The following is a 12,710-nucleotide window of genomic DNA, read 5'->3' as shown; positions in this document are numbered from 1 at the left end:
GCAGGCGAAGTGATGAGAGTAATGCTTAAGATCATATTGGTTTTGGTTGCGGCCGGTGCGGCGGGACTCGTTTTCGCCGCCTATAAGTACGGGTTCATTTTCAACCCGTCGCCGGTCGCCGCCGTAAAGGAGAAAGGAATGTACGAATTTACGATGAAGGACATCGATGGCAACGACGTCAGCCTTGAGAAATACAAAGGTGAAGTCGTTATGCTGGTCAATGTTGCAAGCCGCTGCGGTCTGACGCCGCAATACGAAGGCCTTCAGGAGATCTACGAGAAATATAAGGACCGCGGCTTCACCGTTCTCGGCTTCCCCGCCAACAACTTCATGGGCCAGGAGCCCGGCACCGAGGCAGAGATCAAAGAATTTTGTTCGCTGACATACAACGTCGGCTTCCCGATGTTCTCAAAGATCTCGGTCAAAGGATCCGACCAACATCCGCTTTATGGGTTTTTGACGCACCCTGAGACCAATCCCGGTTTCGACGGCGACATTACATGGAATTTTGAGAAGTTTCTAGCGGACCGCGAGGGAAAGATAATCGCCCGCTTTTCGCCGCGGACCGTGCCGACCGACCCCGAGGTCGTTGAGAAGCTCGAAGCGGCCCTCGCTAAGTGATCGTGTGGTTATCGAAGCGATTCCCGATCATTCGCCATCGGCCATTCTCCACGCCTCGATCACATTTCTTGACCGGGCCTCCTCATTGCGTTGAATCTGCTCGCGTTCCGAGATCCAAGCGGCAACGATGCTCGTGCGTTCATCACTGATCGCTCTTGCGGTCCGACTCTCGGCCTGAGCGGCAGAATAGCCCGGCATCAGCGGCCTGTCCCGCCGTTTAACAACCTTGACTCTCCTTGCTTGTCTTGTTTGCTTCATAGAATAAAAAAGGGGACAACTGAATCTCAGTTGTCCCATCATTGTGGACTGAACCACTAATACCGGCGGCTTTTGACCGATGGTCATCGGCCGTCCCTTGATATGAAAACCCGTGAGCTAGTTATTCTCGGTGAATAAGTTTTCCAGTTAGATTGAGTTTACCCAATAATTACGTGGCCGTCTGTGCGTTTTCATACACAATCGAATGTTTCATTAGAAGAAAACAGTTTGGAACAGTTCACAAAGCGCGATACAGTCTTAACAATAAATTTATCCAGTTGGACTCGCCGCGGGTCATGTAAACTTAAATGTCGAATGAACCGCTTTCCATACCTTTCAGTGATGACGCGCATTCAAATAAGCTGATTGCCGCCCTTCCGGATGAAGACTTCGAGAGGCTAACCACCCATCTCGAACTTGTATCGCTTGATCTTGGAGACGTCATTTACGAATCCGGCGAGAAACTAGAGCACCTTTTTCTTCCAACCACCGCGATCATTTCGCTGCTTTACATAATGGAAAACGGGTCAACCGCCGAGATCGGCCTTTCCGGCAATGATGGCCTCGTCGGTATCGCTCTCTTCATGGGCGGAAGCACTACCCCGAGCCGCGCGGTCGTTCAAAGCGGCGGGAAAGCCTTTCGGCTTCATTCACGACATTTGACCGATGAATTCAGCCTCGGCGGACCATTTCAAAAGATCTTGCTGCGATACACGCAGGCGCTGATGACGCAGATCGCCCAAACGGCCGTTTGCAACCGGCTCCACACGGTCGAGCAGCAGCTTTGCCGCTGGCTCCTCATCAATTACGACCTTCTTCAGTCAAACAAGCTGATAATGACGCACGATCTGATCGCAAACATGCTTGGCGTTCGCCGAGAAGGTGTTTCGGTCGCCGCCGGGCGTTTTCAGAAACTCGGATTGATACAGTACGTCCGCGGGACCATCACGATGGTCGACCGCAATAGGCTTGAGACGGTTGGATGCGAATGTTACCGCGTCGTAAAGGACGAATACGACCGCCTCCTAAGCCCCGAGGTCTTAGCCGACTTACTACAAAAGAAGACTTTATGAAAAAGTAGTTCGCCAACCCAAGCCAAGACACCCAACACATTCCCCCGCCGCAACTCAGCAACTCTGAAACTCCGCAACTCCGCAACTTCGCAACTCTGAAACTCCGCAACTCTGAAACTCCGCAACTTCGAAACTTCGCAACTTCGAAACTTCGCAACTCCTAAACTTTACCCTTCCATATCATCCATATCTTCCATCTCTCACGGATCACCATTCCCTTTCACCCGGAGAGTATAGAAAATGGACAGCGGAGGATAGTAAATCGTGAATGTAAATCGAGAATAGTGGGACAGATACTCGAAAGCCTCCTAAATTAATAATTAATAATTACCGAATTAGAAATTAACACTAGTGAAAAATGCCGAGATCGAACGAGCAAAGAACAGGACTAAGAGCACAATGCAAACCTATATCAGGACGATGCAACAGAAAGTGTCAACTTTTTTCAGGACGACACAAGGTGTTTCACTTGTTTCAGGTGTTTCACTTGTTTCAGGCGCTTCGTTTCTTTCATTCGTTTCATGGTGTTTCAGAAACGCGCGGTCTCCGTTTAGAAACGAAACACTGCCGAAATGAGAACGTCGGCCCGATTTTGGTAATATGGAAAACGCGATGGAAAGACTGTTGAAGATCATTTTCGTGCTGGCGTCAATGGGGCTTTTGGCGGCGATAGCGGTTAGCTATTGGCTCTATTCCTCGCTTGGCGTGAAGACAGAGCATACGATGGCCGACGAGGTTATTGCGGTCGAACGCGGCACGGCACCGAATGCGATCATCGACCGCCTCGCCGCGGCGGGCATTGTCCGCTCGCCCCTTGCACTCAAGCTCTATCTGCGGACGGTCGGCGACGCCTCAAAGCTCCAGGCCGGCGAGTACCGCTTTGCCTCGCCGATCTCGCCGCTCGAAGTATTAAAGACGCTCGAGAAAGGCACGACAGCAACGAAGCGGCTGACCATTCCCGAGGGCTTCACCCGCTTCGACATCGCCAAGCGGCTTGCCGAGCAATTCCCGGGCGAACCGGCGATGAGCGAAGGCGAGATCCTAACCTTGATGAACGATACGGCGCTGATCCGCGACCTCGACCCCGACGCCCGCAACCTTGAGGGTTACCTGTACCCGGCCACGTACGAGCTGCCGCCCGACGCTACGGCCAAGATCATTCTGCCGATGCTCGTCGAGCAGTTTCGCAAGACCTGGAAGCCGGAATGGACCGAGCGGGCAAAGGCCCTCGGCCGCACGCCGCATGAGATCGTCACAATTGCGTCGCTGATCGAGACCGAATCGCCGGTCGAGGCCGAGCGGCCGATCGTCGCGTCCGTGATCTATAACCGGATCAGGCGGAACATCCCGCTCGGCATCGACCAGACGGTCGTCTATGTCGCAAAGATGCAGAACCGCTGGGACGGCACCATTCACAAAAGCGACATCGAGGCCGATTCGCCCTACAACACGCGAAAATACGGCGGTATCCCGCCCGGCCCGATCTCATCCGTCTCAGCCTCGGCCATCGAAGCAGCCCTTAACCCGGCCGAGACAGACTACATATTCTACGTGCTTGATGTTGGGAAAAACGACGGCTCGCACCACTTCTACGCCTCCGCCGCCGATTTCGAAAAAGGCAAAGCCATCTACCAACGATGGCTAGAGGAACAGCGAAGGCTGAAACGGGAGAGCGAGGGCAATTGATAGGTGGAACATTTAGCGAAGATGAGGGTCTAAAGATAGCATGAAGCCAGGTCATCCAATTTCAAAGACCGAGCGGGTTCTCCTCCTATCGTTCAGCTTTATGGTCTTCGCGATCTTCGCCGCGGCAATATTTGCGGAAGAGGTACAAATTTACAGGGCCTCGTTAGCCAATGAATTCGCCCAACTATCGGGTAGGTTTATGACGCCCACGGTTCCAATGTTTCATTTGATAACTTTTCTCATATTCCTAGCTCTTTTCCGAACAAAAGAGTTCATCATCTCGATTTCGCTAACAGTGGTCTATCTCGTTTTACTTTTGTTTAGTATCTGGGAGCGGCTGGATGGAGGAGGAGCACTTGGCGGCGAGAACTTTTACACTAACCGATGGCTTGAACTTTCGATGAAGACCAATCATTACGATTATCTCGCCGCATTTGCGATCATTGTTCTCTTCGTTTGGCAAGCAACAATTTTGTGGAGGAAATACCTCAGCGCTAGAGGTGCCACTGAGCTGACATAGAACGTACGCGACAAAAATGAACAAGAAAGATACTTCAAACAAATACGGGACTGACATCGAGAGGCTTCGAAATATGAAGGATGATGAGATCGATCTTTCAGACATCCCGCGAACAACACCGGAAATGTGGGCTAAAGGAATTGTTAGAAAGGGATTCAAGGCCGTGCCTCCGAAACGACAGTACGTAGACGCCCACAAAGCATAACAACTCCAGATGATAAAACTCCTCGCATTAGATCTTGACGGCACGGTCCTGGATTCTCAGGGCAAAGTGCCGGAAGCGAATCGGCTCGCGATACGTGCGGCGGAGGACGCCGGCGTGCTTGTCACCATCGCGACCGGCCGTCGCTTCCGCGACGCAAGGCACGTAGGGCAAGCTCTTGAGCTGAACGCTCCGCTCATAACTCACAACGGAGCACTCTTGAAGTTCGCCGATTCCCTGCAGACGGTCGAGGCTTCCCTGCTTGCCACGGACGTCGCTCTCGAGATCGTTCGCGTCGGCAAAAAGTATGGCGGCGACGCCCTCGTAAGCGCCGACCCGGCCGGCAAAGGGACGATGATCTACGACCGCATCTCCGAGGACAATCAGCCGCTGCAGCAATACATCCGCTGGGCCGAGACGATGCACGGCGACGAGGCCGAAGAGGCAGTTCATCACGTGCTCTCGCTAGAGGATGCAGTGCCCGACCATCAGGTCATTCACATCTCGTTCTCCGGCGGATGCGAGCCGATGGCCAAGCTCGAAGCTCTGCTCAGAACCGAGCTCGGCGACACGGTAACGCTCCTTGCGACGGTCTATCCGAAGCTCGACTTCACCCTGCTCGACATTCTTCCGAGCCACGCCTCAAAGGGCATCGGCGTTCAGAAGCTGGCCGAACGGCACGGCATTGGGCACGAGGGCGTGATGGCGATCGGAGATAATTTCAACGACCTCGAGATGCTCGAATACGCGGGAACGCCGGTGGTAATGGGCAACGCTGCCAGGGAGCTGCTCGAGCGCGACGGAGTCCACCGCACCTCGGACAACAACAGTGCTGGCGTAGCCGAAGCGATACGGAGGTTCATTCTTGACCGATAGAGCGCCAATTCGCGTTTAGAGGGCAATCATGGTAGTTTTTTCATTTGTATTTATTCAATTTAGGAGAGATTTATGAGCAATCGAATTGCAGTAATTGAGACGAACAAGGGTGTTATCAAATTTGAGCTTTTGGAGCAGGATGCACCGAAGACGACCGAGAATTTCCGGCTTCTCGCCGAGCGAAATTATTACGACAGCGTTATTTTTCATCGCGTTATCAAGAATTTTATGATCCAGGGCGGCGACCCGCTCGGCGAAGGCTTCGGCGGTGAATCAGCCTGGGGCGGCCGATTTGATGACGAGATCGACAAGACCTCCGACCTTTACGCCGGCGTTTACGAACGCGGCACGGTCGCCATGGCAAACGCCGGCCCGAACACCAACGGCTCGCAGTTTTTCATAATGCACATCGATTATCCGCTGCCGCCGAGCTATACAAAATTTGGCAAAGTCGTCGAGGGTCAGGACGTGATAAATGAGATCGCCGAGGTAGCGACGAACTCGAACGACAAACCGCTCGAGCCGGTAGTGATGACCCGCGTATATATTGAAGAAGCAGTCAACTAATGCGAGCCCTGATCCAGCGGGTCTCGCAAGCTTCGGTCGAGGTGGGCGACGAGCTGGTCGGACAGGTCGGACGTGGCGTGGTCGTCCTGCTCGGCGTAGGAGCCGAAGACGGAAAGGGAGAAGCGGATAAGCTTGTTGAGAAGATCGTCCATCTGCGGATCTTTGACGACGAAGCGGGCAAGATGAATCTATCGCTCCTCGAGGTGGGTGGAGAGATGCTGGTAGTTTCGCAGTTCACCCTTTTTGCCGATGCCAGACGCGGCCGGCGGCCGTCATACATTGATGCGGCTCCGCCAGCGGAAGCGAACCGGCTTTATGAATACTTTATCGACCGGACGAAGCGGCTCGGATTGAAGGTCGAATCAGGGCGGTTTCAGGCGATGATGAACGTCTCTTTAGTTAACAACGGCCCGGTCACAATCTGGCTCGATACCGACGATCTAAAGAAAGAAAAATGATCAGAAGAACGATTGGAACTACATTGGCACTGTCGCTCAGCCTTTTGTTGGCCGCAGGATGCGGCAATACTCCTACGGCGAGCAACGCAACGAATGCCCCCGTCAAAACGGGCGTTACGCCGGTTGCTGACCCGGAAATCGCGGTCATTGAAATGGAGAACGACGGAGCTTACGGCACTATCAAGATAGAGCTTTACTCCAATATTGCTCCGAAAATGGTCGAGCGGTTCAAGGAACTCGCCCGCGAAGGCGTTTACGACGGCACCACCTTTCACCGCGTCAACGACAGTGTGATACAGGGCGGCGACCCTAACTCCAAGGACGACGACCCCACAAACGACGGCCAGGGCGGCTCGCAAAAGCCGGACGTTCCGGCCGAGTTTTCTGATATCGAATACAATTCTGGCATCGTTGGCGCGGCACGCGGTCCGGACGTTAACTCGGCCAACGCGCAGTTCTTCATAACACTAAAACGTGAATCTGCCTTCGATCGGCGATACACGATCTTTGGCAAGGTGATCGAGGGAATGAACAATGCCCGGATCATCTCCGGCGTCCAGCCAAAGGACTTCGAACGGCCGGTCGAGGACTTACGCATCAAGACGATCCGAATTGAACCGAGGAAATAGCTCTGTGTTATAATTTTGCTTTCGCTCGCGTAGCTCAGTGGATAGAGCGCTTCCCTCCGGAGGAAGAAGTCGCAGGTTCGACTCCTGCCGCGAGTACCATTATTTACAATAAGTTAGGGCGTCCGAGTCGATCGGATGCCTTTTTTTTCGAATGTTCTTATTTTACCTAACTCTAAGCATCGGATCTCCGAACAGAGCCCACGACAACCTGACGTCAGTGCCGCCCGGAATTATAGACTTTGCGTCCACGATCAGGTCGCCGATTCTCGGTATCGTCCCTTCGGTCACTTTTTGGTAAAACCTCTGGCCCATGATCTCTTGTACGTCAGCTGTCGTAAGACCAGTAGAAGCCCACGAAGCAACGGCTCCGCGGTCCTCAAGGAAAAGAAGAGACTCTGCAAGACTGTCACTTGTAGTCTGCACAAAATAGCCATTCAAACATGTCAGCATCAAATAAAGGGACTCATTATCAACGTTAGAAACGCATTGGGTCGCTCCGTTCGTACAATTGACATTAAATACGCTAAACCAAACTGGGCTTCCTGACCACGCCCCGGTCGACCCGTGACCAGCATAATTTACTACATAGGGTCCATTGTTCATCGCACTTATCAGGGAAGCCACTGAGTCCACATCAGGCTTTCCTACGAATGTCGCAGTCATCGACTGCGGCAAACGGTCGCGAAGCCGTTCGCTCATTGCTTGAAAGTCATAACCGACCGGTTCATCGTACGCAAACAATGCCCCACGAGACAATGGGTCAATGAGGTTCGCTTCCCACCGAACTACCTTTTCCAGAGCATTTTGAACTCGTGCGGTCGTGCGAGCCGGAATTCTGCCGATCGCGATCTCCGATAGCCCATCGTTGTTGAAATCAGCCAAATACTCATCGCTTCCCGTCTCCGAAAAGATGGTATTCACGATCTTGGTCGGTACCATATTCCATTTGCCAGCACCTGTATAATCTCGCGAGTCGTACGACGCGTCTCCGACCAACAAAACGTATCCAGGTCTCACAGTCCAATTAAGTTCAGCATACTGTAGAAAAGACTTGATCGAAGCGGAACTTAATACGCCAAAACCGAACTCATCGAAAACGTCAATAACATTGACCACTTTCACGCTAATCCCTTGTGACTGTCGGTATGCCGCCCATTGGGTTGCTTCGGTCATGAGGCTTGGATGGGCAATAACAACTAGCTGAGCCCCTTCCGCAGGTGTCCCTAAAGAGTCGGCGATAATCGGACGAATATCTGCGACCGAAAGAACTTGCGAAGGCTCAAATGCATGATATGTCTTCGGACGCGCGGCCGGGATTTGTAACGAATAGTTGCCGTTCGATTCGATCGGATTAAGACCGACCACTTCGATCGGGTCGTTTTCGAACGTAGTGTCGATCAACCGAACATTCGCAGATGAAAGGCCAGTTAGTGTCGCTCCGCGGTTGCCGAGCGTGTAGAAATCAAGTTTCCCGCCCTCGATCACATGCTTACGACGAAACTCAACCGTTAGACTGTCGAAAAGATTGGTGTCCGCTTCAGTCCCAGGAGCAACCGCAGCAAGCAACACCGAATTTGCACCTTGTTGGAGCCAAGCAGTCGGAATCGAAAATGTCTGTACAACATTAAGCTGCCCGGCTCCTTCGACGGTGCCAACACTTTGGCCGTTCACTCTGACGGATACCGAATGCAATCCGGCGCTAAAGCCCTGGATTCGAACAGAGACTTGAGCCGAAGGAGCTTCCGTATCGATCTCAGACAAATTGAAAGGAACTGTAGCGGACAATGTCCTCAGGATGGGCCGTCCGAAGAAATTCTCGGCATCACCGTTTCTGATCTGGTTCGTATAATTGATTCTTTCCTTGAATTCGAAGCGGTGCTGGTAACTTGCAGCTCGGACCGTACTACCGTCCGGACGGGCGACCCTCGTGGCCATCCGCTTTCCGGCACTCGGGCCTACAACAAGAAAATACCCGCGATTGTCGCTCTCCGGCGTATCAATACCGCGACCGTAAAATTCAATGTAATCACCATTCGGCCCAACGATGAGTGATTGCTGGTTTCCCTCTGAATAGAGATGCCAAAGGGCAGGATCGGCATTCACATTGAACCCGGCGATCTCAAGTTCCGTACGAGTCACACGATAAAACCCATCTTTCCGAACACCGATTCGAACACCGGGCTGGGAAACGACCCATCGGTGCCCATCAGGATTAGGGGTCAACGAATTGCTTTCGACCTCGGAAGCAACCTCTTTTGGTAGACTCGGAGTGTTTATAACAGTTGTCCCTGACTGACTACGGGCTCTTTTGCGAGTTTCGGCATTGTGGAACTCTGAGAAGCCGGCCAGTTCGTTAACTTGCACTGCCGTGAACGGCTCAGAAAAAGTTATCGCACCCACGGTGGAAATACTTTCGATACGATAGATCGTACCGGCAGCATTGTATTCAACCAGGGTACTGTATTTTTCGCCAGGCACGACCGCTGACCCGTGAAGCAACGCCGATCCGCCAGTAAAAGTGTCGGAGACGGTCTCCCAACCTTTATCACCAAGTCGTTGCAGGCTGAAACCGAAATTTTCTCTTTCCGCGATCATGGTCCATTCGACCAACGTCACGTTCCCGTCGGTATAAGCAAAAGCGGGCCCGAATGCGGTTAAAGAACTAACCATTGGCGATTGGTCCGCAAGCGGCGGCAACATCCGTCCCTTAGATTCGCCCCGTTGGGCTTGAAGAATTAACGGGCTTGCAACTATGAGGGAAAGGCAGATCGCCAAAGAGAACAGCTTTTTCATAACAACTCCTGACCAACTTCTGGTTCAAATTCAGTATGGGCTTGAGGCAAATCAGAGCGTTGCCAAATTGTAATTCGGAACTGAATCGATTTTATTCCAACACTTTAAACATTCTAGGCGGTGGCGGCATCGCCCATTCGGATCAACTGCCGCAGCACAAACGGTAAAATACCCCCGCCCGTATAGTATTCGAGTTCGATCGGCGTATCGATTCGAAGTCGGAGCGAAGTTTCGGTGATCTCACCGGTTGTCCGCCGAATCCGTAGCGTTACGTCCTGCATCGGTCTAACATCACCGCTTTCTAGTCCAACAAGGTCGAAAGTCTCCGTTCCATCGAGTTTAAGCGTCTCCGCCGTCTCACCGTCTACAAATTGCAGAGGGAGTACACCCATCCCAACCAAGTTAGAGCGATGAATACGTTCGAAAGACTCGGCTACAACGGCCTTGACGCCCATTAAACGCGTGCCCTTAGCCGCCCAGTCGCGGCTACTACCGGTTCCATATTCTTTCCCTGCAAAGATCATAAGCGGCACACCGGCCGATTTATATCTGGCTGCGGCATCGTAAATGGTCAACTCGTAACCATCGGGCTGATACCTTGTAAATCCACCCTCTTTCGGGGCTACAAGCTTGTTCTTGATCCGAACATTGGCGAAAGTCCCTCGGAGCATGACCCTATCATTGCCACGGCGTGAACCGTAAGAATTGAAATCCCTCGGCTCGACACCAAGCTCCTGCAAATATCGCCCAGCCGGCGAATCTGCCTTGATCGCACCGGCCGGCGAAATATGGTCGGTCGTTACCGAGTCGCCAAAGATCGCGAGCGCCTTAGCCCCTTGAAAGTCCGAAAACCGGCCCGTTTCCAGCGAAAAGTCGTCAAAATAGGGCGGTTCCTGAATATATGTTGAAGACGCATCCCACTCATAAACTTTGCCGACCGACGTTTCGATCTGGTTCCAAAGTGGGTTTTGTTCAGCAAATTCACTATAGAGCCGCTTGAACGTCTCCGGGTCAAATGCTTGAGCGAGCAACTCCCTGACTTCATCGAGCGTCGGCCAAAGATCCTTCAAATAAACGTCGCTGCCGTCCCTGTCTCGACCGATCGGTTCCCGATAAATGTCCTTCAGAACCGTTCCGGCAAGTGCATACGCAACAACAAGCGGCGGAGACATAAGAAAATTCGCCTTGATGTTCTGATGAACACGAGCTTCGAAATTACGATTACCCGAGAGCACCGATGCTGCCACTAGATCGTTCCCGACGATCTCTTTTTCGATCCCGCCGTCCAGCGGCCCTGAATTTCCGATACAGGTCGTGCAGCCGTACCCGACCAAATTGAAACCGACAGCGTCAAGATGCTTCTGCAGACCAGTTTTTTCGAGGTAATCGGTAACGACCCTCGACCCCGGAGCCAGAGAAGTTTTGACAAAATCGGGAACCTTCATTCCCCGTTCCGACGCCTTTTTCGCTAGCAAGCCGGCTGCGATCATCACTGAAGGATTAGAAGTATTCGTGCAGGAAGTTATCGCGGCAATGAGTACATCACCGTGGCCGATGTTCGTGCGTTCAGGTGGGCAATCCTCTTGTGCAACGTTGACCGAATTCGGCGTTGGCCGATTATTTACCATTTCGACCTCGGATTTAACGTTCGTATCTTTCGCGCTTTCATCCCCGAAAATCGGAAGTGGAATCGAGGCAGAGCGCTGATCGCCGCCGCCCGCGACGATTGAATCTTCTGCTCCACAAAGCTCGACCGGGAACCGATCGGTGAGCTGCTCTGCCGACTTGCCAAATCCTCCATCCGCCGATGGTGCTGAAAAGAGATCGCGAAATTTTGTTGAAAGGTCCTTAAGTTCGATGCGATCCTGCGGACGCTTTGGTCCCGCGACCGAAGGTACGATCGTTGCCAGATTCAACTCATGGACTTCGCTGTAATCAACATCTCCCTTCTTCGGGATGCCGAACATCTGCTGTGCAACAAAATAGTTTCGGATCGTTTCTATATGCTCATTTTGGCGGCCGGTCGACCCAAAATACTCTAGGGTCTTTTCATCAACGCCGAAAAAGCCCATTGTCGCTCCATATTCCGGCGCCATGTTGGCGATGGTCGCTCTGTCGGTTGCTCCAAGGGCCGCCGCCCCTTCGCCAAAAAATTCAACGAATTTGCCGACGACGTTCAAATTCCGAAGCATCTCGGTCACACTAAGCACCAAATCGGTCGCTGTAGCGCCTTCGGCAAGAGATCCGGTCATATGAACACCCACGACATCTGGTGTCAGAAAATAGACCGGCTGTCCCAACATTCCTGCTTCCGCCTCAATGCCGCCTACTCCCCATCCAACAATTCCCAGGCCGTTTATCATCGTCGTGTGTGAATCGGTGCCCACCAACGTATCCGGAAAATAGACTCCGTCACGTTCAAAAACACCCTTTGCAAGGTATTCAAGGTTGACCTGGTGAACGATGCCGATTCCCGGAGGTATAACGCTAAATCCGTTGAACGCCTGAGTTCCCCACTTTAGAAAGCGATACCGCTGTTCGTTCCGTTGGAACTCGATCTCCATGTTACGTTGGTAGGCCGCTTCACTTCCTGCGAAATCAACTTGAACAGAGTGGTCGATGACAAGGTCGACTGGCACTAATGGCTCGATCAATCCGACATCTTTGCCCATTCTCTGAACCGCCGATCGCATCGCAGCAAGGTCAACAAGCAGCGGAACACCAGTAAAATCCTGAAGCACGACCCGGGCAACAATAAATGGTATCTCGGCCGTTCTTTCGTCATTTGGCTTCCAGCTAGCTAGTTTTCTAACATTCTCTTCGCTTACCTTTAGGCCGCCATCGAAATTCCGCAGAACTGACTCGAGAACGATCCTTATCGAGATCGGCAATCTACCTATCTGCCCGATTCCTTCGGATTCGAGCTGCGGCAATGAATAAAAGGTACCGTCGGATCCTGCTCCGGTCCGAAACGTTTGGCGCGAATTAAATAGACTTTGTGTCATAAGTATTAAGAAGTATTTTCGA

At 52.4% G+C, this 12,710-nt stretch carries 12 protein-coding genes and 1 tRNA gene; 10 read left to right on the top strand and 3 right to left on the bottom strand.

Annotation, left to right across the window (positions count from 1 at the left end; genetic code table 11):
* Positions 1 to 138: 138 nt before the first annotated feature.
* Positions 139 to 621 carry a glutathione peroxidase gene (locus IPM21_16155; GenBank protein MBK9165406.1) on the top strand — a complete coding sequence of 161 codons (483 nt, stop codon included), beginning with the start codon at positions 139 to 141 and terminating at the stop codon, positions 619 to 621.
* A gap of 27 nt (positions 622 to 648) precedes the next feature.
* Here IPM21_16155 and IPM21_16150 read toward each other — a convergent pair whose 3' ends face one another.
* On the bottom strand, positions 649 to 879 hold the full coding sequence (locus tag IPM21_16150; protein ID MBK9165405.1) for a hypothetical protein: 231 nt from the start codon (positions 877 to 879) through the stop codon (positions 649 to 651).
* Between the two features lie 308 nt (positions 880 to 1,187).
* Here IPM21_16150 and IPM21_16145 point away from each other — a divergent pair, with 308 nt between their 5' ends.
* From IPM21_16145 to IPM21_16105, 9 genes are all read left to right on the top strand, one after another.
* On the top strand, positions 1,188 to 1,952 hold the full coding sequence (locus tag IPM21_16145) for a Crp/Fnr family transcriptional regulator (protein MBK9165404.1): 765 nt from the start codon (positions 1,188 to 1,190) through the stop codon (positions 1,950 to 1,952).
* A 612-nt stretch (positions 1,953 to 2,564) separates the two neighbouring features.
* Positions 2,565 to 3,638 (top strand): endolytic transglycosylase MltG, encoded by a 1,074-nt coding sequence (gene mltG / locus IPM21_16140; protein ID MBK9165403.1) that lies wholly within the window; start codon positions 2,565 to 2,567, stop codon positions 3,636 to 3,638.
* Positions 3,639 to 3,678: 40 nt separating this feature from the next.
* Positions 3,679 to 4,158: a hypothetical protein gene (locus IPM21_16135; GenBank protein MBK9165402.1), complete on the top strand. Its 480-nt coding sequence runs from the start codon at positions 3,679 to 3,681 to the stop codon at positions 4,156 to 4,158.
* Positions 4,159 to 4,174: 16 nt separating this feature from the next.
* Positions 4,175 to 4,363 (top strand): hypothetical protein, encoded by a 189-nt coding sequence (locus tag IPM21_16130; GenBank protein ID MBK9165401.1) that lies wholly within the window; start codon positions 4,175 to 4,177, stop codon positions 4,361 to 4,363.
* Between the two features lie 9 nt (positions 4,364 to 4,372).
* Positions 4,373 to 5,236, top strand: coding sequence for an HAD family phosphatase (locus tag IPM21_16125; GenBank protein MBK9165400.1), 864 nt, complete (start codon positions 4,373 to 4,375; stop codon positions 5,234 to 5,236).
* Positions 5,237 to 5,308: 72 nt separating this feature from the next.
* A complete protein-coding gene (locus IPM21_16120; GenBank protein MBK9165399.1) occupies positions 5,309 to 5,803 on the top strand; it encodes a peptidylprolyl isomerase in 495 nt (164 codons plus the stop codon).
* Entirely contained in the window at positions 5,803 to 6,261 is a 459-nt protein-coding gene (locus IPM21_16115) for a D-tyrosyl-tRNA(Tyr) deacylase (protein MBK9165398.1), read from the top strand. Before IPM21_16120 ends, IPM21_16115 begins: the two co-directional genes overlap by 1 nt.
* Positions 6,258 to 6,890 (top strand): peptidylprolyl isomerase, encoded by a 633-nt coding sequence (locus IPM21_16110; protein MBK9165397.1) that lies wholly within the window; start codon positions 6,258 to 6,260, stop codon positions 6,888 to 6,890. The genes IPM21_16115 and IPM21_16110 overlap by 4 nt, the downstream gene beginning before the upstream one ends.
* Before the next feature lie 23 nt (positions 6,891 to 6,913).
* A tRNA-Arg gene (locus IPM21_16105) sits at positions 6,914 to 6,989 on the top strand.
* A 63-nt stretch (positions 6,990 to 7,052) separates the two neighbouring features.
* Here the strand turns inward: IPM21_16105 and IPM21_16100 are convergent.
* Together IPM21_16100 and IPM21_16095 are read right to left on the bottom strand one after the other, a co-directional pair.
* Positions 7,053 to 9,683 (bottom strand): hypothetical protein, encoded by a 2,631-nt coding sequence (locus IPM21_16100; protein ID MBK9165396.1) that lies wholly within the window; start codon positions 9,681 to 9,683, stop codon positions 7,053 to 7,055.
* 113 nt (positions 9,684 to 9,796) lie between these two features.
* Entirely contained in the window at positions 9,797 to 12,688 is a 2,892-nt protein-coding gene (locus IPM21_16095) for an aconitate hydratase (GenBank protein ID MBK9165395.1), read from the bottom strand.
* Between the last annotated feature and the right edge of the window lie 22 nt (positions 12,689 to 12,710).

Source organism: Acidobacteriota bacterium, from assembly GCA_016716435.1.
Lineage (GTDB): Bacteria > Acidobacteriota > Blastocatellia > Pyrinomonadales > Pyrinomonadaceae > OLB17.
This window is presented reverse-complemented; position numbering and strand designations above follow the sequence as displayed.

Excerpts from the sequence above, each read along its gene's own strand:
- IPM21_16155 (MBK9165406.1), top strand. The coding sequence starts at position 139 with ATGTACGAATTTACGATGAAGGACATCGATGGCAACGACGTCAGCCTT.
- IPM21_16150 (MBK9165405.1), bottom strand. The coding sequence starts at position 879 with ATGAAGCAAACAAGACAAGCAAGGAGAGTCAAGGTTGTTAAACGGCGG.
- IPM21_16145 (MBK9165404.1), top strand. The coding sequence starts at position 1,188 with ATGTCGAATGAACCGCTTTCCATACCTTTCAGTGATGACGCGCATTCA.
- mltG (MBK9165403.1), top strand. The coding sequence starts at position 2,565 with ATGGAAAGACTGTTGAAGATCATTTTCGTGCTGGCGTCAATGGGGCTT.
- IPM21_16135 (MBK9165402.1), top strand. The coding sequence starts at position 3,679 with ATGAAGCCAGGTCATCCAATTTCAAAGACCGAGCGGGTTCTCCTCCTA.
- IPM21_16130 (MBK9165401.1), top strand. The coding sequence starts at position 4,175 with ATGAACAAGAAAGATACTTCAAACAAATACGGGACTGACATCGAGAGG.
- IPM21_16125 (MBK9165400.1), top strand. The coding sequence starts at position 4,373 with ATGATAAAACTCCTCGCATTAGATCTTGACGGCACGGTCCTGGATTCT.
- IPM21_16120 (MBK9165399.1), top strand. The coding sequence starts at position 5,309 with ATGAGCAATCGAATTGCAGTAATTGAGACGAACAAGGGTGTTATCAAA.
- IPM21_16115 (MBK9165398.1), top strand. The coding sequence starts at position 5,803 with ATGCGAGCCCTGATCCAGCGGGTCTCGCAAGCTTCGGTCGAGGTGGGC.
- IPM21_16110 (MBK9165397.1), top strand. The coding sequence starts at position 6,258 with ATGATCAGAAGAACGATTGGAACTACATTGGCACTGTCGCTCAGCCTT.
- IPM21_16100 (MBK9165396.1), bottom strand. The coding sequence starts at position 9,683 with ATGAAAAAGCTGTTCTCTTTGGCGATCTGCCTTTCCCTCATAGTTGCA.
- IPM21_16095 (MBK9165395.1), bottom strand. The coding sequence starts at position 12,688 with ATGACACAAAGTCTATTTAATTCGCGCCAAACGTTTCGGACCGGAGCA.